General features: G+C 72.3%; 21 protein-coding genes and 1 pseudogene. 14 read left to right on the top strand and 8 right to left on the bottom strand.

The genetic code is table 11. From position 1 onward, the window contains the following. Positions 1-19 precede the first annotated feature (19 nt). Genes D0Z67_RS02020 through D0Z67_RS02010 form a run of 3 tightly spaced genes read right to left on the bottom strand, consistent with a single transcriptional unit; the run spans position 20 to position 6,450 of the window. Positions 20-2,056 carry a bifunctional rhamnulose-1-phosphate aldolase/short-chain dehydrogenase gene (locus tag D0Z67_RS02020; RefSeq protein WP_031180400.1) on the bottom strand — a complete coding sequence of 679 codons (2,037 nt, stop codon included), beginning with the start codon at positions 2,054-2,056 and terminating at the stop codon, positions 20-22. Beyond that, on the bottom strand, positions 2,053-3,231 hold the full coding sequence (rhaI, locus tag D0Z67_RS02015) for an L-rhamnose isomerase (RefSeq protein WP_031180401.1): 1,179 nt from the start codon (positions 3,229-3,231) through the stop codon (positions 2,053-2,055). The genes D0Z67_RS02020 and rhaI overlap by 4 nt, the downstream gene beginning before the upstream one ends. Positions 3,232-3,258: 27 nt before the next feature. Continuing rightward, a complete protein-coding gene (locus D0Z67_RS02010) occupies positions 3,259-6,450 on the bottom strand; it encodes an alpha-L-rhamnosidase (protein WP_031180402.1) in 3,192 nt (1,063 codons plus the stop codon). A gap of 207 nt (positions 6,451-6,657) precedes the next feature. Between D0Z67_RS02010 and D0Z67_RS02005 the strand changes: the two genes are divergently transcribed. Genes D0Z67_RS02005 through D0Z67_RS01985 form a run of 5 tightly spaced genes read left to right on the top strand, consistent with a single transcriptional unit; the run spans position 6,658 to position 12,382 of the window. Continuing rightward, positions 6,658-8,154 carry a sugar ABC transporter ATP-binding protein gene (locus D0Z67_RS02005; protein WP_199812155.1) on the top strand — a complete coding sequence of 499 codons (1,497 nt, stop codon included), beginning with the start codon at positions 6,658-6,660 and terminating at the stop codon, positions 8,152-8,154. After that, positions 8,151-9,209 carry an ABC transporter permease gene (locus D0Z67_RS02000; RefSeq protein ID WP_031180404.1) on the top strand — a complete coding sequence of 353 codons (1,059 nt, stop codon included), beginning with the start codon at positions 8,151-8,153 and terminating at the stop codon, positions 9,207-9,209. Before D0Z67_RS02005 ends, D0Z67_RS02000 begins: the two co-directional genes overlap by 4 nt. Further along, positions 9,202-10,206, top strand: a complete 1,005-nt coding sequence (locus D0Z67_RS01995; RefSeq protein ID WP_031180405.1) for an ABC transporter permease — start codon at positions 9,202-9,204, stop codon at positions 10,204-10,206. Before D0Z67_RS02000 ends, D0Z67_RS01995 begins: the two co-directional genes overlap by 8 nt. Before the next feature lie 15 nt (positions 10,207-10,221). Continuing rightward, a complete protein-coding gene (rhaS, locus tag D0Z67_RS01990; protein ID WP_031180406.1) occupies positions 10,222-11,307 on the top strand; it encodes a rhamnose ABC transporter substrate-binding protein in 1,086 nt (361 codons plus the stop codon). Between the two features lie 52 nt (positions 11,308-11,359). Then, positions 11,360-12,382 carry a LacI family DNA-binding transcriptional regulator gene (locus tag D0Z67_RS01985; RefSeq protein ID WP_031180407.1) on the top strand — a complete coding sequence of 341 codons (1,023 nt, stop codon included), beginning with the start codon at positions 11,360-11,362 and terminating at the stop codon, positions 12,380-12,382. 4 nt (positions 12,383-12,386) lie between these two features. On the opposite strand, the gene D0Z67_RS01980 is transcribed toward D0Z67_RS01985, so the two are convergent. Then, on the bottom strand, positions 12,387-12,716 hold the full coding sequence (locus tag D0Z67_RS01980; RefSeq protein WP_037774637.1) for a Rossmann-fold NAD(P)-binding domain-containing protein: 330 nt from the start codon (positions 12,714-12,716) through the stop codon (positions 12,387-12,389). A 121-nt stretch (positions 12,717-12,837) separates the two neighbouring features. On the opposite strand from D0Z67_RS01980, the gene D0Z67_RS01975 reads away from it, so the two are divergent. Both D0Z67_RS01975 and D0Z67_RS01970 read left to right on the top strand, forming a co-directional pair. Continuing rightward, the gene (locus tag D0Z67_RS01975) at positions 12,838-13,338 is read left to right on the top strand and encodes a MarR family winged helix-turn-helix transcriptional regulator (protein ID WP_107059537.1); all 501 of its coding nucleotides are present in this window, start codon (positions 12,838-12,840) and stop codon (positions 13,336-13,338) included. 111 nt (positions 13,339-13,449) lie between these two features. Then, a complete protein-coding gene (locus D0Z67_RS01970) occupies positions 13,450-14,367 on the top strand; it encodes a DUF6891 domain-containing protein (protein ID WP_031180409.1) in 918 nt (305 codons plus the stop codon). Positions 14,368-14,405: 38 nt separating this feature from the next. Here the strand turns inward: D0Z67_RS01970 and D0Z67_RS30065 are convergent. Next, positions 14,406-14,935 (bottom strand): annotated as a pseudogene (locus tag D0Z67_RS30065) (maleylpyruvate isomerase family mycothiol-dependent enzyme); the annotation flags it as partial. Between the two features lie 107 nt (positions 14,936-15,042). Between D0Z67_RS30065 and D0Z67_RS01960 the strand changes: the two are divergent. Beyond that, the gene (locus D0Z67_RS01960) at positions 15,043-15,576 is read left to right on the top strand and encodes a pyridoxamine 5'-phosphate oxidase family protein (protein WP_031180410.1); all 534 of its coding nucleotides are present in this window, start codon (positions 15,043-15,045) and stop codon (positions 15,574-15,576) included. A 3-nt stretch (positions 15,577-15,579) separates the two neighbouring features. Here the strand turns inward: D0Z67_RS01960 and D0Z67_RS01955 are convergent, their stop codons facing one another. Further along, a complete protein-coding gene (locus D0Z67_RS01955) occupies positions 15,580-16,299 on the bottom strand; it encodes a TetR/AcrR family transcriptional regulator (RefSeq protein WP_031180411.1) in 720 nt (239 codons plus the stop codon). Between the two features lie 102 nt (positions 16,300-16,401). On the opposite strand from D0Z67_RS01955, the gene D0Z67_RS01950 reads away from it, so the two are divergent. Continuing rightward, positions 16,402-17,259: an SDR family oxidoreductase gene (locus D0Z67_RS01950; protein WP_031180412.1), complete on the top strand. Its 858-nt coding sequence runs from the start codon at positions 16,402-16,404 to the stop codon at positions 17,257-17,259. Here D0Z67_RS01950 and D0Z67_RS01945 read toward each other — a convergent pair. Beyond that, entirely contained in the window at positions 17,239-18,909 is a 1,671-nt protein-coding gene (locus D0Z67_RS01945) for a purine-cytosine permease family protein (protein ID WP_031180413.1), read from the bottom strand. The genes D0Z67_RS01950 and D0Z67_RS01945 overlap by 21 nt on opposite strands. A gap of 308 nt (positions 18,910-19,217) precedes the next feature. Between D0Z67_RS01945 and D0Z67_RS01940 the strand changes: the two genes are divergently transcribed. Then, entirely contained in the window at positions 19,218-19,415 is a 198-nt protein-coding gene (locus D0Z67_RS01940; RefSeq protein ID WP_031180414.1) for a hypothetical protein, read from the top strand. Between the two features lie 4 nt (positions 19,416-19,419). Here D0Z67_RS01940 and D0Z67_RS01935 read toward each other — a convergent pair whose 3' ends face one another. Further along, a complete protein-coding gene (locus tag D0Z67_RS01935; protein ID WP_031180415.1) occupies positions 19,420-19,821 on the bottom strand; it encodes a PPOX class F420-dependent oxidoreductase in 402 nt (133 codons plus the stop codon). A gap of 122 nt (positions 19,822-19,943) precedes the next feature. Between D0Z67_RS01935 and D0Z67_RS01930 the strand changes: the two genes are divergently transcribed. From D0Z67_RS01930 to D0Z67_RS01915, 4 genes are all read left to right on the top strand, one after another. Next, positions 19,944-20,204 carry a DUF5133 domain-containing protein gene (locus D0Z67_RS01930; protein WP_051887540.1) on the top strand — a complete coding sequence of 87 codons (261 nt, stop codon included), beginning with the start codon at positions 19,944-19,946 and terminating at the stop codon, positions 20,202-20,204. Between the two features lie 179 nt (positions 20,205-20,383). Next, positions 20,384-22,060, top strand: coding sequence for a GAF domain-containing SpoIIE family protein phosphatase (locus tag D0Z67_RS01925; protein WP_051887541.1), 1,677 nt, complete (start codon positions 20,384-20,386; stop codon positions 22,058-22,060). Continuing rightward, positions 22,057-23,157, top strand: coding sequence for a cobalamin B12-binding domain-containing protein (locus tag D0Z67_RS01920; protein WP_031180418.1), 1,101 nt, complete (start codon positions 22,057-22,059; stop codon positions 23,155-23,157). The genes D0Z67_RS01925 and D0Z67_RS01920 overlap by 4 nt, the downstream gene beginning before the upstream one ends. Continuing rightward, on the top strand, positions 23,154-23,573 hold the full coding sequence (locus D0Z67_RS01915) for an STAS domain-containing protein (RefSeq protein WP_051887542.1): 420 nt from the start codon (positions 23,154-23,156) through the stop codon (positions 23,571-23,573). The genes D0Z67_RS01920 and D0Z67_RS01915 overlap by 4 nt, the downstream gene beginning before the upstream one ends. The last annotated feature ends 2 nt before the right edge of the window (positions 23,574-23,575 follow it).

Below are 23,575 nucleotides of genomic sequence, written 5' to 3'. Positions count from 1 at the left end.
GCGTACGCGTGTGCGGCGGTCACCGCAGGAACGCGGCCGCCACACCCGCGTCCACCGGGATGTGGGTACCCGTCGTGCGGGTCAGGTCCCCGCCGGTCAGCGCGAACACCGCGGCGGCCACGTGCTCGGGCAGGACCTCGCGGCCCAGCAGGGTGCGGCGGGCGTAGAAGGCGCCCAGCTCGTCCTCCGGGATGCCGTACGTCGCCGCGCGCCGGGCACCCCAGCCGCCCGCGAAGATGCCGGAGCCGCGCACCACACCGTCCGGGTTGACGCCGTTCACCCGGATGCCGTGTTTGCCCAGCTCCGCCGCCAGGAGGCGCACCTGATGGGCCTGGTCGGCCTTGGCCGCCGAGTAGGCGATGTTGTCCGGACCCGCGAACACCGCGTTCTTGGACGCGATGTAGACGATGTCGCCGCCGAGCCCCTGCTCCGTCATCACCCGTGCCGCCTCGCGGGACACCAGGAAGGAGCCGCGGGCCATGACGGCGTGCTGGAGGTCCCAGTCCCGTGCCGTCGTCTCCAGCAGCGGCCTGGACACGGAGAGCCCGGCGCAGTTGACGACCAGGTCCACCCCGCCGAAGGCCAGCACCGCCCGGCGGAACGCGGCGGCGATCTGCTCCTCGCTCGTCACGTCCACGGTGACCGCGACGGCCCGGTCGGCCCCGCCCAGCTCCTCGGCCACCGCCTCCGCGCCCTTGACGTCGGCCACCACCACACAGGCACCCTCGGCGGCCAGCCGGTGCGCGATCGCCCGGCCGATACCGGAACCGGCACCCGTCACCAGCGCGATCCGGGTAGCCAGCGGGCGCGGTCCTGGTATCCGGCGCAGCTTGGCCTCCTCCAGATCCCAGTACTCGATCCCGAACTTCTCCCGCTCCTCGATGGGCGCGTACGACGACACCGCCTCGGCCGCGCGCATCACGTTGACGGCGTTGCGGTAGAACGCGCCGGCGACCCGCGCCGTCTGCTTGTCCCGGCCGAAGGAGAACATGCCGACGCCCGGAATCAGCACGATCGCGGGGTCCGCGCCGCGCATCGCGGGGGAGCCGGGACCCGCGTGCCGGGCGTAGTAGGCCGCGTACTCCTCGCGGTAAGCGGTGTGCAACTCCCGCAGCCGCGAGCGCACTTCGTCCAGCGGGGCGGTCGGAGGCAGATCCAGGACGAGGGGGCGGATCTTCGTGCGCAGGAAGTGGTCCGGGCAGGAGGTGCCGAGCGCGGCCAGCCTCGGGTGCTCGGCGCGCGACAGGAACTCCAGGATCTCGGCGGAGTCGTCGAAGTGGCCGACCTGCGGCCGGTCCTGGGAGGCGAGCGCGCGGATCGTGGGGGCCAGGGCGGCCGCCCGCTCCCGACGTGTTTCCGGTGCCAACGGTGTGTACTCGGAGACGAGATGGCCGAAGGGCTCCGCCTTCCCGCGCGCGGCCAGGAAGGCTTCGGCGGTGCGGATGATGTGCAGGCTGTTGCGCTCGCACTCGGCGGAGGTGTCACCCCAGGCGGTGATGCCGTGCCCGCCCAGGATCACCCCGATCGCGCGCGGGTTGGCCTCCTTGACGCGGGCGATGTCGAGCCCGAGCTGAAAACCGGGCCGCCGCCACGGCACCCACACCACCTGCTCGCCGAAGCACTCGGCGGTCAGCTTCTCACCGTCCGCCGCGCAGGCGAGCGCGATACCGGAGTCCGGGTGCAGATGGTCCACATGGGCCGCGTCCACCAGGGCGTGCATGGCGGTGTCGATGGACGGCGCGGCACCGCCCTTGCCGTGCAGGCAGTAGTCGAAGGCCGCGACCATGTCGTCCTCGGCCTCGACTCCCGCGTAGACACCGGTCAGCGCGCGCAGCCGGTCCAGGCGCAGCACGGCCAGCCCCTCGGTCGTGAGGGTGCCGAGATCGCCGCCCGAGCCCTTGACCCACAGCAGCCCGACGTCGTCACCGGTCACCGGATCGACGGCCGTGCCCTTCGCGGAGGCGTTGCCGCCCGCGTAGTTGGTGTTGCGTGGGTCGGCGCCCAACCGGTGCGCCCGTGCCAGGAGTTCGTCCACCGCGTCGGCCTGCCGTGTCACGCGCCCCACCCCGCCTGCTCGCCGCCGATCCGTTCCGACACGATCCGTTCCGCCCAGCCCGAACGCCGGTAGGCGGCCATCGGATCGGGGTCGAGTCCCGCCTCCTCGCGCACCTCGGCGAGCAGCGGCCGTACGTCCGTGTTGAACGCGTCCATCAGGACCCCGTTGGCCGCGAGCACGTCACCGGTGCGCTGGGCGTGGGCCAGGGCCTCGGGATCGACCAACAGTGCTTTCGCGGTGGCCTCTTGGACGTTCATCACCGAACGGATGATCGCCGGGATCTTCGGCTCGATGTTGTGGCACTGGTCGAGCATGAAGGCCACGTCCGGGGTGAGCCCGCCCCCGCGCACCACCTCGTACATGATGCGGAAGAGCTGGAAGGGGTCGGCGGCGCCTGCCATCAAATCGTCGTCCGCGTAGAACCGGGAGTTGAGGTCGAACCCGCCGAGCCGTTCCGCGCGGAGCAGGCTGGCCACGATGAACTCGATGTTGGTGCCCGGCGCGTGGTGCCCGGTGTCGACCACCACCCGTGCCTTCGGGCCGAGTTGGAGACAGTGCGCGTAGGCGGTGCCCCAGTCCGGCACGTCGGTGGCGTAGAAGGCGGGCTCGAACAGCTTGTACTCCAGCAGCATCCGGTGGCCGTCGCCCAGCCGGTCGTACACCGTGCGCAGGGCCTCGGCGAGCCGGTCCTGGCGGGTCCGCAGATCGTCCTGGCCGGGGTAGTTGGTGCCGTCGGAGAACCAGAGCTTCAGGTCCCGCGACCCGGTCGCCTCCATGATCTCCACGCAGTCCAGCAGATGCCGGACCGCCTTGCGGCGCACCGCCGGGTCCGGGTTGGTGACCGAGCCCAGCCGGTAGTCGTCGTCCTGGAAGACGTTGGCGTTGACGGTGCCGATCCGCAGCCCCAACTTCGCGGCATGGGCGGCCAGTTCGCCGTAGTCGTCCACGCGGTCCCACGGGATGTGCAGGGCGACGGCCGGCGCCACGCCGGTGTGCGCGTGCACGCGGGCCGCGTCGTCCAGCTTCTCGAAGGGGGTGCGGGGTACGCCGGGCTGCGCGAAGACCTTGAAGCGCGTGCCGGAGTTCGCGTACGCCCAGGACGGGGTCTCGACCGTCTGGGCGCCCAGCGCCGCCTTCACGGCCTCCCGCGAGCGGGGCTCGTCCTTACTGGTCATCGCGCAGCCCTTCTGGAGGATGGGTGGTCAGCCGGTGAACCGGTGGGTGCCCGAGCCCGTGGCGAAGACGGCGCAGCCGTCCTCCCGGCGCAGCAGCCTGGCCGTGCCGCCGACGACTTGGGCCTTCTGGCGGCCCTCGGGTATCCACACCTCGGCGGTGGTGTTGGGCGGTACGGACACGGTGAGGCGGAACCCCTCCGCGCCCGTCGTCCAGTCGGTGGAGACGGGTCCGTACCCCGAGTCGAAGCGGGCGTGCGCCTCGGTCACCTCCCCGCCCGGCCGGGGCCGCACCAGGATCTTCCGGAAGCCGGGCGCGGCCGGCGCGATCCCGGCGAGGTGGGCGTACATCCACTCGCCGACCGAGCCGTACGCGTAGTGGTTGAAGGAGTTCATCCCGGCGTCCTGGAAGGTGCCGTCGGGCTCGATGGAGTCCCAGCGCTCCCACATCGTGGTGGCGCCCCGGTCGATCTGATAGCCCCAGCCGGGGTACGAGCGCTGGGCCAGCAGCCGGTGGGCGACCTCGGTGTGACCGGTGTCGGTGAGCAGGGGCAGGAGCCTCGGGGTGCCGAGGAAGCCGGTGGACAGATGCCCGTCCCGCGCCTCGATCAGCTCGACCAGCCGGGCGGCGGCGGGCGCGCGGTCGGCGTCGGCGAGGAGGTCCATGGAGAGCGCCAGGACGTACGCGGTCTGCGTGTCCCCCTTCACCCGCCCGCCCCCGGTGACGTACGCGGCCCGGAAGGCGTCCCGCACCCGGCCGAACAGCGTCCGGTACGGCTCCGGGTCCCGGTCCAGCGCCTCGGCCGCCCGCGCCACCAGATCGGCGCTGTGCGCGAAGTACGCGGTGCCGATGACGTCCTTCGGGGTCTCGTCCTGGAGGTTCAGCCAGTCCCCGTAGCCCTCGTCGGGCCGTAGGTAGCCGGTGCTGTGCGCCTTCAGATGGTCCAGCCACCTCACCATCGACGCCCAGGCGTGCTCCAGCACCCGCAGGTCCCCGTACATCCGGTACAGCGCCCACGGCACGGTCACCCCGGCGTCGCCCCAGCCCGCCGCGCCGGCGCCGACGTCCATCACGGGGGCCACGTTCGGGAAGGCGCCGTCCGCCGACTGGCCGTCGCGCAGGTCGTCCAGCCACTTGGTGAGGAAGCGCGCCGACTCCATGGTGTAGGCGGCCGTCGGCGCGAAGACGTTGATGTCACCGGTCCAGCCGAGCCGCTCGTCGCGGGCCGGGGTGTCCGTGGGGACCGAGAGGAAGTTGCCGCGCTGGCCCCAAGTGATGTTGCTGTGCAACTGGTTGAGCATGGGCACGTTGGTCTTGAAGGACAGGGTGAAGGGGGCCGAGGTGTGCAGCACCCGGCCGGTGACCGCGTCGAGCGGGGGCCTGCCAGGGAAGCCGGTCACCTCGACGTACCGGAAGCCGTGGAAGGTGAAGCGCGGCTCGAAGGTCTCGGTGCCGCCGCCCTTGAGGACGTAGCGGTCCGTGGCCCGAGCCGTGCGCAGGTTCGCCGTGTACAGCGTGCCGTCGGGGTTCAGTACCTCGGCGTGGCGCAGCCGTACCGAGGTGCCCGGCTCGCCCCGGACGCGCAGGCGGACCGCGCCCACCATGTTCTGGCCCAGGTCGAAGACGAAGACGCCGGGTTTCGGCTCGGTGACCTTCTTCGCGGCGACCTCGCGCTCGACCCGGACGGGGCCGTCGACCTGGGCGACCAGCCTCGCCGCCACCTTGTCGGCCTCGTCCACGGGCGTCCAGCCGGTGTCGTCGAAGCCGGCCCGTGTCCAGCCCGGTGTCTCCCGGCGGGCGTCGTACTCCTCGCCGGAGATCAGGTCCGCGCTCGTGACCGGCCCGGTGGCCGCGCGCCAGCGGGAGTCCGAGAGCACCAGGTCCGTCGAGCCGTCGGTGTAGGTGATCTCCAACTGGCCGATAAAGGCCGGGCGTTCGCCGTACTGGTGCGGTCCGAACCAGGCGATGTTGCCCGCGTACCAGCCCGCCGCGAGGGTCACGGCGAGGGCGTTGACGCCGGAGGTGAGCTGCGCGGTGACGTCGTGGGTCTGGTACTGGACACGCTCGCGGTAGTCGGTCCAGCCGGGCGCGAGGCGGTCCTCGCCCACGCGGGCGCCGTTGAGGTGGGCGTCGTAGAGGCCGAGCGCGGAGGAGTACAGGCGCGCCCGTGCGACGGTCTTCCCGGCGGGGACGCGGAACTCGTGGCGCAACTGCGCGGCGGGGGACCAGGCCGGGGTCACCTTGCCCCAAGGGCCCTGCCCCCAGGGGGCGACGACCTTGGCGGCCGACCACGTGCTGTCGTCGTAGCCGGCCGAACGCCAGTCACCCGTGGGCTCCTTGGCCACCGTCCTCCAGGACGCGTCGGTCACGACGGTGTGCACACCGGACGCGGTGGTCAGCTCGACCAGACCGAGCAGACCCGCCGGTCCTTCACTGGCGTTGGTCGCGGCCACCGCGAACACGGCCGTACCCGCATCCAGTTGAGCCTCCACCACGACCGGACGCTTCCAGTTCTCCGCCGGGCCGTCCGGCTCGGTGTGCGCCAGGGGTACGCCGTTCACATGGGCGGTGAAGCCGTCGTCGGCCGTCATGACCAGGCGGGCCCGTGTCACCCCGGCCGGGACCTCGACCCGGCCCCGGAACCAGCGGGTCGCGGCCGGGGCGCTGCTCGCGGGATCGCCCTCGGGGAACCAGATCCAGGAGGCGCCCTCCAGGGAAGGTGCCCCGACAACACTGCCCGGAGCGGCTATCCAGCGGGCCGTCCAGTCGGAGGCTGCCGTGAGGCCCGTCTCCCACCAGGCCGGCTCGCTCCACGCGCCCACCTGACCGGCACCGTCCCAGACGCGCACCTGCCAGTGATAGCGCGTGCGCGCCTTCAACTCCGGCCCCGCGTAAGGGACCAGGACCGAGTCGGCGGACTTCACCCGGCCGCTGTCCCACACGTCCGGCGCGGTCAGGCGGTCCGGACGGGTGGCGACCCGGACCTGATAGGCGGTCTGCGTCCGGTCGTGCCCCTCGGCGGTCATCGGCCAACTGAGCCTTGGCCGGGGCGTGTCGATGCCCAGGGGGTTGCGCACGTATTCCACGGTCGGCCGGGAGACCCGGAGGGTGGGGTGCCCGGCGCGCGGTGCGGCGGCCAGGGCCCCGGGGGCGCCCGGGGCCAGGGTGGCGGCGAGGGCGGTCCCGGCGGTGGTGCCCAACAGTCGTCTTCTGCTGATCACGGTCGGCTCCGTAACGACTCGGCGATGAATCGTTTCACAGAAGGCGAAGCTAGGGGTGCTCGCGAGTCCCGTCAAGGGCACCTGCTGCCCTCCGTCCTTTTCAAGTCCCGCCCATTGACTCGGTAGTTGGGCCGGGTTTAGCTTCCCTGCAATTCCCTGAAACCTTTCACGACCGACCGATCGGTGTGACCCATGCCGGAGCCCCCCATGCCGGAGCCCCCCGTCCTGGCCGCGCAGGGCCTGAGCAAGTCCTTCGGTGCCGTGCGCGCCCTGCGGAACGTCTCCCTGGAGCTGTACGCCGGCCAGGCCCACGCCCTCGCGGGCGAGAACGGCGCCGGGAAGTCGACCCTGATCAAGACCCTCGCCGGGGTGCACCGGCCCGACGCCGGATCACTGTCGCTGCGCGGCGAGCCGGTCGTCCTGCACGGCCCGGCCGACGCCCGCGACGCCGGGGTGGCCGTCATCCACCAGGAGCCGACGCTCTTTCCCGACCTGTCCGTGGCCGAGAACATCTTCATGGGCCGCCAGCCCCGCCGCTCCCTGCGGCGCGTGGACCACCGGGCCATGAACGCGGCCGCCGGGGCGCTCTTCGCCCGTCTCGCCGTCGGACTCGACCCCGAGCGGCCCGCGCGCGGCCTCTCCATCGCGGACCAGCAGCTCGTGGAGACGGCCAAGGCGCTCTCCTTCGACGCCCGCGTGCTCATCATGGACGAGCCGACCGCCGCCCTCACCGGCAGCGAGGTGGCCCGCCTCTTCGGTGTCGTCCGCGCCCTGCGCGACCAGGGCTGCGCGATCCTGTTCGTCTCGCACCGGCTGGAGGAGATCTTCGGTCTCTGCGGGCACGTCACCACGCTGCGGGACGGCGAGGTGGTCGCCTCCGAGCCGGTCGCCGACCTCACCGAGGACACCCTGGTCCGCCGCATGGTCGGCCGGGACCTCGGCGAGCTGTACCCGAGGCAACCGGCCGAGCCCGGTGAAGTGGCGCTCAGCGTGCGGAGGTTGACTCGCGAGGGCGTCTTCACCGATGTGTCCTTCGATGTGCGCGGCGGAGAGATCGTCGGCCTCGCCGGACTGGTCGGCGCCGGGCGCAGCGAGGTCGCGCGGGCCGTCTTCGGCGTCGACAAGTGGGACGCCGGGACCGCCGAGGTCTGCGGCCGGCCGCTCACCAACGGCTCCCCGAGCGCCGCCATGGCCGCCGGGCTGGTCCTGGTGCCGGAGGACCGGCGCGCCCAAGGGCTGGTGATGGACATGTCCATCGAGCGCAACATCGGCCTGACCGGCCTGCGTTCGACCGTACGGGCCGGTCTGGTGGACCGGGGTGCGGAGCGCGGCCGGGCGCTGGACTGGGCGGTCCGGCTGAAGGTCAAGTACGCGCGGATCGCGGACGCCGTGGGCACCCTGTCCGGCGGCAACCAGCAGAAGGTGGTCCTCGCCAAGTGGCTCGCCACCGGGCCCCGGGTGCTGATCGTGGACGAGCCGACCCGGGGCATCGACATCGGTACCAAGGCCGAGGTGCACCGGCTGCTGTCCGGGCTCGCCGCGGACGGGGTCGCGGTGCTGATGATCTCCTCCGACCTGCCGGAGATCCTCGGCATGGCCGACCGGGTCCTCGTCATGCACGAGGGCCGGCTCACCGCCGAGCTGCCCCGCGCCGACGCCACCGAGGAATCCGTCCTGGCGGCGGCCACGGGGAGGGCGCGATGACCGTCACCGGCCGCACCCCCGCGCCCACCGTCGAGCCGGGCACGGCGGCGGAGACCCGGCTGCTGGACCGGGTGTTCAGGCTCCGCGAACTCGCCATCCTGGCCGTCCTGCTGGTGATGGTCGCCGTCACCCAGGCGGACAACCCGGAGTTCCTCTCCGCGCAGGGCGTCAAGGACCTGCTGCTCAACGCGACGATCCTGGTGCTGGTCGCCTCCGGTCAGGCGCTGGTGGTCATCACCCGCAACGTCGACCTGTCCGTCGGCTCCGTGCTGGGCCTGACCGCCTTCGCCGCCGGGGACTTCCTCCAGGGCGGCGGCAACGCACTGGTCGCGGTCCTGCTGGCCGTCGCCCTCGGCATCGGGTGCGGGCTGCTGAACGGCGCTCTCGTCAGTCTCGGCCGGGTCCCGGCCCTCGTCGTCACCCTGGGCACGCTGTACATCGTCCGGGGCGCCGACTCCATCTGGGTCGGCTCCCGCCAGATCACCGCCTCCGACCTGCCCGACGCCTTCACCGACTTCGGCTCCGGGGGCCTGTCCGCCGTTCCCTACCTCGCCCTGATCGCCCTCGCCGTGCTCGTCGCCACCGCCTACTACCTGCGCAACTTCGGCGGCGGCCGCGAACTGTACGCGCTCGGCTCCCACCCGGAGGCGGCACGGCTCGCCGGCATCCCCGTACGCCGCCGCGTCCTGGCCGCCTACGTCGCCTGCGGGGCCCTCACCGGACTCGCCGGGGCGCTCTACCTGGCGCGCTTCGGCAACGTCGACAGCTCCACCGGCAGCGGCTACGAACTCACCGTCGTCAGCGCCGTGGTGGTCGGGGGAGTCGCCTTCACCGGCGGCTCGGGGAGCGTGTACGGCGCGGCGCTCGGCGCGCTGCTGCTCACCACCGTGGGCAGCGTGCTCCCCGCGCTCGGCGCCAGCTCCGTATGGGTGCTCGCCATCAACGGGGTCCTGCTCGTGCTCGCCATCGCCGTCGACCGGATCGTGGCGCTGCGCGTCGCCCGCGCCCTGAAGAAACGGTCCGCGCCGCACCGGAGGGACCTCCGCCATGACTGACTCGGCCCTCGTACGCGCCGTCCGCTGGGACACGGTCGTCGGCGCCCTGCTGCTCGTCCTGCTCCTGCTGTCCTTCGCCTTCGTGGACGGCTTCGGCAACGCCCTCAACCTGTCGTTCCTGATCGGCAGCACCCTGCCGGTCGCGCTGATCGCGCTGCCGATGACGCTGCTCGTGGTCTCCGGGGAGATCGACCTCTCGGTGGCCTCCACCGCCGGGCTGTCCGGGGCGGTGATGGGCGCGCTGTGGAACGCGGGAATGGCGATCGAGACGATCATCCCGCTGTGCCTGCTGCTCGGGGTGGTCTGCGGGCTGGTCAACGGGCTGCTGGTGACCCGGCTCGGGCTGCCGTCCCTGGCCGTCACCATCGGCACCATGGCCGCCTACCGGGGCATCGCGCAGATCGTCCTCGGCTCCGACGCGGTCACCGACTTCCCCGGCCGGTACCTCGACTTCGCGGCGGGCCGCATCGGCGGCAGCTTCGTCCCGTACGCCCTGCCGCCCTTCCTGGTGCTGCTCGCCGTCGCCGTCCTCGTCCTGCACGCCACCCCCTTCGGGCGGTCCCTGTTCGCCATTGGGGCCAACGAGGAGGCGGCCCGGTTCGCCGGCATCAGGGTCAAGCGGCACAAGCTGTGGCTGTTCACCGCCACCGGGCTGCTGGCGTCCGCCACCGGCATCTTCTGGGCCCTGCACTACGCCAGCGCCCGCTACGACAACGCCACCGGGCTCGAACTCTCCGTCGTCGCCGCCGTGCTGCTCGGCGGCATCAGCTTCGACGGCGGCCGGGGCACCCTCGGCGGCGCCGTCGCCGGGGTCTTCCTGCTCGGCGCCCTGCAGAACGTGATGAGCCTGCTCAACGTCTCCGCGCAGTCGCAGATCGTCGTCACCGGCATCCTGCTCGTCGCCTCGGTACTCGGCCCGCGCCTCGCCCGCCGGATCGCCGCCGCCCGCACCGCACGGGCTGTGCGCGCCGCCACCGCCCTGCCGCACGCCTCCTGAAGGGACCCACCCGCGATGCCCACCCCAGCCCTCCGCCCGGCGTGCGCCGCGCTCGCCGCCGCCGTCTCGCTCGCCCTCGCCCTGACCGCCTGCGGCGGCACCACCAAGAAGTCCGTGGCGGACGACGACGCCGGCGCCCACGCCTCCCACGCCAAGGCCGACCCGCACGCCCCCACCAAGAAGGGCCTCACCGTCGCCTTCCTGCCCAAGCAGGTCAACAACCCGTACTTCACGGTCGCCGACAAGGGCGGCGAGCAGGCCCTGAAGCAACTCGGCTCCTCCTACAAGGAGGTCGGCCCGAACAGCGCCACCGACACCTCCGGCCAGGTCTCCTACGTCAACACCCTCACCCAGCAGCAGGTCGACGGCATCGCGGTGTCCGCGCAGGACCCCGGCGCCCTGTGCACGGCGCTCAAGCAGGCCATGAAGAACGGCATCAAGGTCGTCACCTACGACTCCGACACCAACACCGGGTGCCGCGACGTGTTCGTGTCCCAGGCCGGCGCCGAGGCCCTCGGCCGCTCCCAGGTCCAGCTCCTCGGCAGACAGCTCGGCTACAAGGGGGAGATCGCGATCCTCTCCGCCGCGCAGACCGCCACCAACCAGAACACCTGGATCGGCTTCATGAAGGACGAGCTGAAGAAGCCCCGGTACAAGGACATGAAGCTGGTCACCACCGCCTACGGCAACGACGACGCCCAGCAGTCCTTCCAGCAGACCCAGGGCCTTCTCCAGGAACACCCGAGGCTGGCCGGGATCATCTCCCCGACCACCGTCGGCATCAAGGCCGCCGCCCAGTACCTCTCCGGCTCCAAGTACAAGGGGAAGGTCCGCCTGACCGGCCTCGGTACCCCGGACGACATGCGCCGCTACGTCAAGAACGGCACCGTCGACGCCTTCGAACTCTGGGACCCCGCCAAGCTCGGCGCCCTGGCCGCGCACGCCTCCGTAGCCCTCTCCTCCGGGCAGATCACCGGGCGGCGCGGCGAGACATTCGAGGCGGGGAGCCTGGGCACCTTCACCCTCGGGGACAAGGGCGTCATCGACCTCGGCGCACCCACCGTCTTCGACCGGGACAACATCGACCGGTACAGGTTCTGACCCGGCATAGGCTGGGTGCGGGGTGGGGACGGCGGAACGGAGCAGGGCGCGCATGGCAGGCAGAGTCGGCATCAAGGACGTGGCCCGGCACGCGGGGGTCTCGGTGGGCACCGTCTCCAACGTCATCAACCGCCCCGACTCGGTCACCGAGGAGACCCGGCTGCGCGTCCAGGCCGTCATCGACCGGCTGGGCTATGTACGCAGCGAGAGCGCACGCCAACTGCGGGCCGGACGCAGCCGGATCATCTCGCTGCTCGTCCTCGACATGGGCAACCCCTTCTTCGTGGACGTGGCCCGGGGCGCCGAACGGGCCGCGCGGGAGGCGGGGATCGGCGTCATGGTCTGCAACAGCGGCCAGAGCCCCGCCGAGGAGGCCGAGTACCTCTCCCTCTTCGCCGAACACCGGGTGCGCGGCGTGCTGTTGACCCCGACCGACGCCACGGGCCGCAACATCGACGCCTTCCGGCGCCACCGCATCCCGTTCGTCCTGGTCGACCGGGTGGCCGAGGGCACCACCGAGTGCTCGGTCTCCGTGGACGACGTGGCGGGCGGCGCCCTCGCCGTGCGCCACCTCGTGGACACCGGGCACCGCTCGATCGCCTACGTCAGCGGGCCGACCCAGCTCAAACAGGTCAGGGACCGCCGCGAGGGCGCCCATCTCGCGCTCGTCCAGGCCGGGTTGGGCCCTGAGGTGCTGCGCGAACTGCCCACCGAACGCCTGGACGTGGCCGCCGGCCGCGACGCGGGCGCCCGCCTTCTGGGCCTCGCCGAGCGCCCCACGGCGGTGTTCTGCGCCAACGACCTGCTCGCCCTCGGCGTCCTCCAGGCCCTCTACGCGGCGGGCGTCAAGGTCCCCCAGGACATGGCGATCGTCGGCTACGACGACATCGAGTTCGCCGCCGCCTCGGCGGTCCCGCTCACCTCGGTACGCCAGCCCGCAGTCACGATGGGCGCGCTGGCGACCGAACTCCTGCTGGAGGAGACGGAGTCGGAGAACACCGGAGGACACGTACACCGCCGGGTCGTGCTCCGACCGGAGCTGGTGGTCCGGGGATCGAGCCTGGTGGCGCGCTGAAGGGTCAGCCCGCGTAGTCCGGCAGCACCAGGCCGGCGTGGGCGGCGCGGCCCTCCTCGCCGTTGAGGGCGGCGGCGTCCTGGAGAGCCGCGTTGCGGGCGTCCAGCATCTCCCGCGTGGTGGGGGTGATGAAGGTGCCCCCGGCGGTGGCGAGGGCCTGGTTGGCCTCCACGAAGTCCCGGGTGATCCGCTCGTACGCGGTGAACGCCTCGGTGTGGTCGGCCCGCGTGGCCAGCTCACCGGCGAGGACGTAGGCGCCGACCCAGTAGGCGAGGGCGGGGCCGGCGATGCTGGCGCCGGAGATGAGGACGGTGCGGGGGGTGGATCGGGTCACGGCGGGGTCCTTCCGGACAGGTGGGCGAAGATGCGTACCTTAGGTATCCTTTTGGAAGGCATGGGAGACTCCCGGGGTCCTTCCTGTCTGGAGGATATAGATACCTAACTAAGGTATGCAAATGGAGTGCGATGTGAACCCAGAGACCCCCGACGCCCCGTCGGCCGACGTGCTCGCGGTGGTGCCCCGTCTGGCCCAGCTGAGCAACGCCGTCAACCGGGGCCGGCTCGCCGAGCGCGCTGCCGAGGCGGCCGGGCTCGCGCTGGACCGGCCCGCGGTCGGGGTCCTGGTGACCCTCCATGTGGCGGACCGCCCGCTGCGGATCGGTGAGATCGCGGAGCGGATGCAGGTCGTGGGCCCGCACGTCACCCGCCAGGTCCAGGCCCTCGAACGGCGCGGCCTCGTCCACCGCGTCGCCGACCCCCACGACCGCCGCGCCAGCCTCATCGAGCCCACCCAGCAGGGGGCCCAGGCGGCGAACCGCTACGCCGGCTCACTGGTCGGGTGGTTCGCCGAGGCGATCGCGGGCTGGACGGACGAGGAGCGGGCCGATCTGGGGCGGCTGTTGGGGCGGCTGGTGGACGATGTCACGGCGCATCTGGGGCGGTTGGAGGAGGGGTGAGGGTGCGCGTCCGGCGGCGGCGCAGCGCCTCCGCGCGCGCGTGCCGGGCGCTGGTTCGTGCAGCTGGGGATGAGTAGGTCCGTTGTCAGTGGGGTGTGTCAGAGTGCGGGCATGCTCGAGATCGTGGTGAAGGCGGAGAACCGGGAGCGGCTCGTCCGCGTGTCCGCCGAGGAGTTGGCCGTGCTGGTTCGGCGTATCGGTGGTGACGGTGACCGGTTCCTGGTGGTGCAGCGGATACCCGACCTGCCCGACGTCTTCGCCCAGGTCTGGCACCAGGCCGGCGGTGACTACACGGTGGAGTACCGCGACGGGTCCGCCGACCGGCACTTCCAGGCGATGGCCGACGGGCCCGAAGCCGTGATCGCGGCGATGACCGGCTGGGTGCGCCAGGAGGCCGGCTGGGGCGGTGCTCTGGCCTGGTCGCCGCTGGACATGGGCCCCGCCCGGGAAGTGCCTCCGCTCGACCTCGATGAGGACGAGCGCGGGGAGCTGGAGGGGCGCGTCCGTGAGGTGCTGGTCGCCGGCTACGTCTCCCGCGCCGAACTTGCCGAACTCGCGGAGGAGTACCTGGTCGCCGGTGACCGCCGACCCGTTTCGCGGGGGCAGGCGGAGGTGCTGGCCGACCGGTTGTGGCTGGAGCGGGTCGCGGAGCAGGCCGGGTGGCGGGGCGAGACCGATCCCGAACGGCTCACCCGTGCGTTCACCGCCCTGCGGGAGGCCGGTATCACGGCCCGTGAGAACTTCACCTGCTGCCGCGGCTGTGGCCAGGCCGAGATCGGCGGTGAGGGCGAGCCCGATGCGCGCGGCTACGTCTACTTCCACGACCAGTGCACGGATTCCGCCGCGGCCGGCCACGGGCTGACGCTCCTCTACGGCGGCTTCGACAACTCGTCCGAGACCACCGCGGCCGTCGGCGAGGAGGTCGTGGCCGCCCTGGAAGCCGTCGGCCTCCACGCCGAGTGGGACCGTGATCCCGGCCGGGCGATCACCGTCACCCCACTGGACTGGCGCCGTCGCCTGGTCGGCTGAAGCGGGTCGACGATCCCGTCCGCGAGCCTCGGCGTGGATCAACTGGACGGTGCATCCGGGTCCCAGTCCAGGAGCTGGTCGAAGAGGCGGCGGTCGCCGTCGCTCTTGAGGGAGTCCACCGGGATGCGGCCGTGCAGGGCCAGGACCAGCTCGGCGGCGGTGCCCAGGAGGGAGGCGTCGGCCGAAGCGGCGGTGTCGGGGAGGCGGGGCCGCCCGTGCTCCGCCGGGGGAGAGGGTGAGGCGCCAGGAACTGCCCTCCACGGCTTGGTAGTCGACCGTGGCCGGCTGGTGGGGCCACGGGCTTGTCGTCGCGCAGCAGGTGGACAGGAACTCGTCGACGCCGTCGAGGGCCACCTCCGTGGGCAGGGGCTGCGGGGCGCCCGCCGTGAGCTGGGCGTCGTAGGTGTGTACCGCGATCTCCTGGAGCTGGTGGCGGGCGGCGGCGCCCACTGTCTGCGGTGACTGCGAGGTCTCCCACCAGGTCCAGCATGCGATCCGGGCCGGAGTCCCGCAGCGCGTCCAGTAGTTGACGCGCCGATCCGGCCCACCAGTCCAGCAGGGCCTCCCGCAGCACCGAGGAGACGTACCAGACCCTCGTCGGAAGCCTCCGGGTGGGTGAGGTGGCGACCAATACCGGTCGGTCCTCGTTGGTCAGGCAGACGAGAGGAGTCCGCCATGCCCACCACCGATCTGGACCCCCGCTACAGCTCCGCCATCCACCCCCGTCCCGGTGCCGAGAACGTCACCCCCACCCCCTGGCCGGAGGCCCAGCGCCGCCTGGAGGAGGCGGAGATCTTCTGGGTGTCCACCGTGCGGCCCGACGGCAGGCTGCACGTCACCCCGGTCATCGCCGCCTGGCACGAGGGGGTGCTGTATTTCTCCACCGGGCCGGAGGAGCAGAAGGCGAAGAACCTCGCGCACAACGCGCACTGCGCGCTGACCACCGGGCGGAACTCCCTCACCGAGGGGCTCGATCTCATCGTCGAGGGGAGGGCGGAGCAGGTCTCCGACCCGGCCAAGGTGGAGGAGGTGATCGCGGCCTACGAGGCGAAGTACGGGGCGCACATCACGTCGCCCGAGGGCACCTTCCACGGGATCTCGGACGCGTTCCGCACCGGGCGGGCCGTGGTGTTCGCGGTGGAGCCCGGTACGGCGTACGGGTTCGGGCGGGAGGGCGGTCTCTTCACCCACACCCGGTGGGCGTTCTGAGCCTTACGACAGACGGTCCAGCCACTCCCGCAGGAGTCGCCGCTCCGCCCCGCTGAGGACGGTCTGCTCGGGCAGGGCGGCGCGCAGGGCGCGGGCCGCCCCCGCCGGACCGGTGTCCCGTACCGCCGGCTCCGGGTCGGTCACGGCGTTGGTCATGGCGTCCCGGAGGATGCTCAGCAGGGCGGGGTTCCGGGCCTCCTCGGGCAGGGACAGCCAGGTCAGGGCCGCACCCCGCGCCGTGGCGTGGATGATCTGCACCGCGAGGTCCTCGTCCACCCGGAGCCAGCCGCCGAGGGCGAGCCGGTGCACCCGCTCCTTCAGCATCCGCATCCCGGTCCGGAAGGCCGCCGACGCGGCCCGGCTGGGCTCGCCGTACATCAGGGCGTACAGCGCGGGGTTGTCCACGGCGAACTCCACCGCCAGGTCCCACCCCGCGCGCAGCCCCTCGACCGGGTCCTCCGGCTCCGGGGCCCCGTGCTTGGTGGCGAGGAACGCGTGGAAACCGTGCTCGGCCACCGCGTCCAGCAGGCCCTCCTTGTCACCGAAGAGGCGGTAGATCGCCGGGGGTTGCAGCCCGGCCGCGGCCGCGACGGCACGCGTCGTCACCGCCTCCCGGCCCTCCCGCTCCAGCAGCCCGATCGCCGCCTCGACGACCCGCTGCCGCGTCACCTCCCGACCCGCGGCCTCACCGGTCGCCGTCTCCTCAGGGGCTCCACTCTGCATGTTCCAACGATACCCGCCGAGCGGTAACCCCGAAAATATCAGTGTTACCGTATAGATGATTCCAGCGGAAACAGTGAATCGGAAACACGAGAAGGAGAACCCGTGATCATCGTTACCGGCGCCACCGGCCAACTGGGCCGCCAGATCGTCGAGCACCTCCTGCGCCGCGTCCCCGCCGACCGCGTCGGCGTCAGCGTCCGCGACCCGGAGAAGGCCGAGGACCTCGCCGCGCGGGGCGTCCGGGTGCGCGAGGGCGGCTTCACCGACCCCGCCGGCCTCGCCCACGCCTTCGAGGGCGCCGCCCAGGTGCTGATCGTCTCCGTCGACCAGTTCGGCGAGGAAGCCGTCCAGCGGCACCGGACCGCGATCGAGGTGGCCGTGAAGGCGGGCGCCCGGCGCGTGCTGTACACCAGCCACATGGGCGCGAGCCCCGACTCGCACTTCCAGGCGTGCCGCGACCACGCCGCCACCGAGGAGATCCTGCGGACCTGCGGAGTCCCGTACACCGCGCTGCGCAACGGCTTCTACGCCGCGAGCGCCCTCCAGTTCCTCGGCCCCGCCGTCGGCTCGGGACAGGTCGCGCTCCCCGAGGACGGCCCGGTGAGCTGGACCGCCCACGCCGACCTCGCCGAGGGCGCCGCCGCGATCCTGGCCGACGAGGGGCGTTACGACGGCCCCACCCCGCCCCTCACCGCCACCCGGTCCCTCACCTTCGCGGACCTCGCCGCCCTCGCCACCGGCATCACCGGCCGCCCGTTCACCCGCACCACCGTGCCGGACGACGCGTTCCGGCGGCACCTGGCGGAGGCCGGGCTCCCCGCCGACCGGGTGGACGGTCTGCTGGGCGTCTTCACCGCCGCCCGCGCCGGCGAGTTCGCCGCCCAGGACCCGGCCCTCGCCACCCTGATCGGCCGCGCCCCCGTCGGCATGGAGGAGGTGCTACGCGAGCAACTCGCCTGATACGGGCAGCACATGGTCGCCGACCCGGTCCGTACTCAGGCACAGCGAGCAGACCACGGCGTCATGGGTGGCGCACGCCGTCACGTCGGGCCGCTCGTACGCCTGGTGGCAGACATGGCAGTCGTACACCGTGCCGCTCGGGTTGCCGTCCGCGTCCAGCAGGGGCTCCGGGATGCCGTCGTCCGTGCGCCGCAGGTAGTACCGGCCCCGGGTCGCCACGGCCGTCAGCGGGGTGAGGGCGAAGGCGATGACGGCGGCGGCGACGGGGGAGTACGGCTGGAGGGTGTCGCCGAAGGCGTGGAAGTACATCGCGATGGACAGCCCGGACGCGGCGACGAAGGACACCACGCCCACCGGGTTGACCGCGTACAGCATGCCCCGGCGGAACTCCGGTGCGAGCGGGGAGAGTTTCAACAGGTACTTGTTGACGCCGATGTCGGTGGCCACGGTGACGACCCACGCGATGGCGCAGTTGGAGTAGAAGCCCAGGATGCCGTTGAGGAAGCTGAACATGTCGGCCTCCATCAGGGCGAGCGCGAAGCCCAGGTTGACCAGCACGAACACCATGCGGCCGGGATAGCGCCCGGTGAGCCGGGTGAAGGAGTTGGTCCAGGCGAGCGAGCCGGAGTAGGCGTTGGTCACATTGATCTTGATCTGGCTGATCACCACCAGCACCACCGCCAGCGGCACCACCAGCCAGGACGGCAGCATCGCGTCGAAGGCGCCCTTGAACTGCTGGATGGGCTCGGGCGCGACCGAGGGACCGACCGAGGCCAGGATGTAGACGGCGAGGAAGACACCGATCGCCTGCTTCAGCGCGCCGAGCACCACCCAGCCCGGCCCGGCCATCACCACGGCCGTCCACCAACGGCCCTTGTTCGCCTCGGTCTTGGGCGGCATGAAGCGCAAGTAGTCGATCTGCTCGCCGATCTGCGCGATGAGGGAGAGGCAGACGCCCGCGCCGAGGAGCACGGAGGCGGTGTTCACGCCGCCGTCGCCGTCGGTGCCCGCGTAGGAGAGGAAGCGGTCGACCGTGCCCGGGTCGGTGGCGATCAGATACACCAGCGGCCCCACCATCAGCACCAGCCACACCGGTGTCGTCCACACCTGGAGCTTGCTCAGCGCCTTCATGCCGTAGATCACCAGCGGGATCACCATCAGCGTGGAGACCAAGTAGCCGATCCACAAGGGGAGTCCGAGCCCGAGCCGGAGGCCTTGGGCCATGATCGAGCCTTCGAGGGCGAAGAAGATGAAGGTGAAGCTGGCGAAGATGACGCTGGTCAGCACCGAGCCGTAGTAGCCGAAGCCGGAGCCGCGCGTGATCAGGTCCAGGTCGATGTTGTAGCGGGCGCCGTAGTAGGCGAGCGGGAAGCCGGTGACGAAGATGACCACGGCGGCCACCGCGATCGCCACCAGCGCGTTGCCGGTGCCGTGGGCCAGTCCGATGCCGGCGCCGATCGAGAAGTCCGCCATGTACGCGATGCCGCCGAGCGCCGTGGTGGCCACGACCATCGGGGTCCAGCGGCGGTAACTCCGGGGCGCGTAGCGGAGGGTGTAGTCCTCCAGCGTCTCCTTGGTCGCCTGGCTGGTGGCCGGTGTCGCCGGGCCCTCAGCCGTCTCTGTGGTCGGTCGTGACTCTGTCGCGCTCATGCCACGCCTCTCTCCGTACGGGTGCCGGGGGAGCCCCGTCCGGCAGCACTGCCGGACGGAGGCCGGCGCGCCAGGCTACGAAGCGTGTGTTTCCCCCGGGTCCCGCCCGAGGTGAACGGCCCGTTACACGGCGCGGCCCGTCGGTGCCGCCGTCCACGACGGGGGCCTGACCCGGCGGCGAGATCGGCGGGCGTGCGCTCGCCCGGCGGGGGCACCGGAAAGGCACCGCACCTTCACAGGGGCCGCCCGCTGGGCGAAGGCGCGGCGGGCACCCGTACAGGGCTGTCTGCCGGGGAGGAGCCCCCACCGTGGCCATCGTCGCAATTCTGCTGCTGCCGGTCGTGACCATGCTGCTGTACGGCATGGACCGCACCGAGGACTGGCTGGCACGCGGACCCAAACCGCCACGCCACGCCAGGGGCCGCCATCTGCGCCTGATCCCGGGCGGCCGGCAGCGGACGGCGGCCCCGGCCGGCCAGGGCGAGGCCGGGACCGAGGCCGCGTAGCTCCTCAGCCGCGAGGGGCGCTGATCCGCTCCGGCTCGATGACATAGATCACGCGCACCTGGTCCCGCCCGCCGAACCACGGGTAGGGACCGCCGAGGTACCGCTGCGCGAGCGCCTCGATGTGATCGACCGCACCCTCGGTGGTCACCTTCACCACCCGGCCGCGGATCTGCGTGTACGACGACGGGTCGGCGGGGTCGGCGACCGCGACGGCCACCCGGGGGTCACGCGCGATGTTCCGGGTCTTCTGATGGGACTCCACGCTGTTGATCAGGACGTGCTCGCCGTCGGTGTCCACCCAGGTCTGGGTGAGCTGAGGGGAGCCGTCGGGCATCGTCGTGGCGATGTAGCAGGTGGCGGCGCGGCGCAGCAGCGCGAGCAGATCGTCGCCGAGGGGTGCGGGCACGGGGAGATCTCCGGTAGGTCGGGGGGCGATCGGGTGAAGAAACACAGGTGTGTCCGAGGGCGCTCAGGGTAACCGGGTTCGTGTAGGACCCATGTGATAGCTGGTCAGAGGGAGAACCCGAGATGCTGATGGCCCACCCCGCCGTGCTGCAGAACCTGATCGAGCAGTATGACGCGCTGTGCGTCCTGCGGGCCCAGGAGGGCAGCGCCGAAGTGCAGCGGCGGATGGACGACATCGCCTACACCCTCTGTGTCGTCACCGGCACCCGCGACATCGACGCGGCCCTGATCGCCGCCCGTCACCGGCTGCCGGGCGCACAGCCCGAGGACGACTCCCTGCTGTCCGGCGAGCAGTCCCAGGACGAGTCCCTGCTGCCCGCCTGACCCCTTCTCCGCACCCAGCGCGGTCGGCCCGTCAAGAGGGCGATTTCACCTGCGTGTGGTGAATATGTGCGGAAATCTGTCGGGCGTTGCATGCAGCCGGTGGATGCGAGACCGTTGTCGTCGGTAAACGTTCTCGATCGACAGAGAGGTGGTGGAGCGCACGCTCGCGCTCCCCGACTGTGACTTCTTCTCCGGGTACACCCGATAGTCCGCAGGCCGGTGGTGTCGACGTCGACACGGCGTGGAACAACGCCCCCTGCCCCGTGCTGGTGGTCGACGCCGACGGGACCCTGATCGAGACGAATGAGGCGGCACGCCGCCTGATACCGCTTGTGCCGGGGGACTCCATCACGGCGACGGCGATGCCCGCGTGGCTGGCCGCCGCCGACCGCACGCTGCGTCTGGCGGGTACGCCGGTGCAGGCCGTCTCGGGCGAGGTGGCCGGCCGGAGCTTCGAGGCGCACCCCTCCGCCTGCGACGACGGCATCGTGGTGTGGTGGCTGCTGGAGGACACCGACCGCCGTCTCGCCGAGCAGGCGCTGCGCGGCGAACGGGAGCGTGCCGCCCTGCTCGCCGAGGTCTCCAGCGCCCTGCTGTCCTCGCTGAACGTCGAGCGGTGCATGACGGTCACCGCCCGGATGGCCGCGGGCCACCTCGCGGACGCGGCGATCATCGTCGCCCCCGCCCAGGGCCGCCGCCACCCGCTGACCTACGCGCGGGCGGACGGCGAGGTCACCCAGACGCAGCTGCCGATCGACCCGCGCTCGGTCGCCGGACTCGCGGAGGCCCTCCAGGGCTTCCCGCCGGTCCCCGCGCGCTGGATCGACCCGGCCGAGCTGCCCGGCTGGGCCGTGCCCGAGGGCTTCGACGGCCCGATCGGCTCCGTCATAGTCACCCCGCTGCCGGGCCACGGCGTGCCCGCCGGCGTACTGATCCTGCTGCGCTCCAGCACGCACCAGGCGTTCTCCGAGGGCGAGGAGGTCTTCGCCCGTCTGTTCGCGGCACGGGCCGGTGTGGCGCTGTCGGCCGCACGCCTGTACGCCGAACAGCGTTCGATCACCTCCACCCTCATGCGGGAACTCCTGCCGCCGCGCCTGGAGCGCGTGCATGGCGTCGAGTACGCGGGCGCCTACCGGGCGGCCCGGGACCACGAGCGGGTGGGCGGCGACTTCTACGACGTCCATCCCGGCACGGACGCGGACAAGGAGACCTTCGTCGTCCTCGGCGACGTGGCCGGCAAGGGGCTGGAGGCCGCCGTGCTGACCGGCAAGATCCGCAGCGTCCTGCACGCGCTGCTGCCGCTGTCCGCCGACCACCAGCAGGTGCTCTCCCTGCTCAACGGCGCGCTGCTCAACTCGCACCACACCCGGTTCGCCACCCTGGTGCTGGCCTCCGTCACCCGCCGCTCGGGCCATGTCCGGCTCCGGCTGACCAGCGCCGGTCATCTGCCGCCGCTGATCATCAGAAGCGACGGCCGGGTGGAGGAGGCTCCCACACAGGGGCAGCTCGTCGGCGCCATGCCCGACATCACCTCGCACAGCGCCGATGTGTCGCTGGCGCCGGGGGAGACCTGCCTGCTCTACACGGACGGCATCACGGAAGCCTCCGGCGGCCCGCTGGGCGACCAGTTCTTCGGCGAGGAGCGCCTGCGGGCGGCCCTCGGCCCGTGTGCCCGGATGCCCGCGGAAGCGGTCGTGGAGCGGGTGCAGATGCTCGCGGCGCAGTGGCTCGGCGGCGGCCGGCACGACGACATGGCCAGCCTCGCCATCACCAACCCGGCCGGCGGCCACGGTGCCCTGCACTCCGTCGACGGCCACCACGCCGGCACCGCCCGGCCCAAGGCGGTCCGCCGATGACCGTCGGCACCGGCGCGGCGGTGGACGAGCGCGAGGAGCTGTCCGAGCGGCTGTGGACGGCCGTCATCGCCAAGGACGAGGCGGCCGCCGTACGCGAGGTCTTCGCCGCTGCCGACGCGGGAGCGGGCCGGGAGAGCCTCCTGCTGGAGGTGCTCGGCGGGGTCCAGCGCCGGGTCGGCGTGGAATGGGCCGCCGACCGCATCAGCGTCGCCGAGGAGCACGCGGCCACCGCGATCATCGACCGGGTCATCGCCGCCCTCGCCCACCGGGTACCGGCCCCGGCCGGCGACCCGGCGCGGCCCCGGATCACGGTCGCCTGCGTGGACGGCGAATGGCATGTGCTGCCCGCCCGGCTGCTCGCCGAGGTGCTCACCGGGCGCGGCTGGCAGGTGGACTTCCTCGGCGCCCACACCACCACCCCGCATCTGATCGCGCACCTGCACGCCACCAACCCGGCGGCCACGCTGCTCTCCGCCTCGCTGCCCCTGCACCTGCCGAGCGCGCACACCGCGGTGACGGCCGTGCAGTCCGTCGGCATCCCCGTCATGGTCGGCGGCGCGGCCTTCGGCGCGGACGGCCGCTACGCGCGTCTCATCGGCGCCGACGCCTGGGCCCCGGACGCCCGCGCCGCCGCCGGGCTGCTGGCCGACGGCCTGGTACGCCCCGAGTCGACGCCACGGCAGCAGGTCGACGACCTGCCCCACCTGGCGGACCAGGAGTACACCCTGATCAAGGGCAACCGGTCCGCCCTCGTCCGGCAGTCCCTCGCGGAGCTGGAGGCGCGCTGGCCCGGCATGCGCGCGTACACCGAGGCGCAGCGCGAGCGCACCGCCGAGGACCTCGCGCACATCGTCGACTTCCTGGCCACCGCCCTCTACGTGGACGACGCGGAGCTGTTCACCGGCTTCGTCACGTGGACCGCGGAGATCCTGAAGGCCCGCCGTGTGCCCCCGCACAGCCTGCGGACCGGACTGGACATCCTGGCGGGGGAGCTGCGCGACTTCCCCCGTGCCCTCGCCTTCCTGAAGGAGGCCGCCGAGGCCCTCCCCGCGTCGTCCGCCACTCGACCCCGTCCCGGCCCAGGAAAGACCGCATGACCCTCCACCAGCCCGTCGGCTTCTCCGTCACCGTCGAAGCCGTCGACCCGCGCACGATACGGCTGACGCTCCAGGGCGTCCTCGACTTCGAGTCCGGGGACGAGTTCCTCGACGTGGTCGGCAACGCACTGGACGCGCACGCCGTGGAGCACGGCCCGGCCCTGCGCGAGCTGCACATCAACTGCGCGGGCCTGCGCCTGCTCGACTCCAGCGGGCTGGCCGCCCTGCTCACGCTGCGCAGGCGGACCCATCCGGCGGGCGTCACCCTGCATCTGCGGCACCGGCCGGTGCAGCTGATCCGGATGCTGGCGCTCACCGGCACCACCGAGTACCTCACCGCCCGCGCGGACGGCACCGCCGAGGCGGTCGGGCCGGGCGGGGAACTCGCCGACGAGGCCGGCTCCACGTCGTCCTGAGC

The organism is Streptomyces seoulensis (genome assembly GCF_004328625.1).
Taxonomy (GTDB): Bacteria; Actinomycetota; Actinomycetes; order Streptomycetales; family Streptomycetaceae; genus Streptomyces; species Streptomyces seoulensis.
The sequence above is the reverse complement of the archived record's forward strand: the minus strand, read 5'-3'. Positions and strand labels throughout refer to the sequence as shown.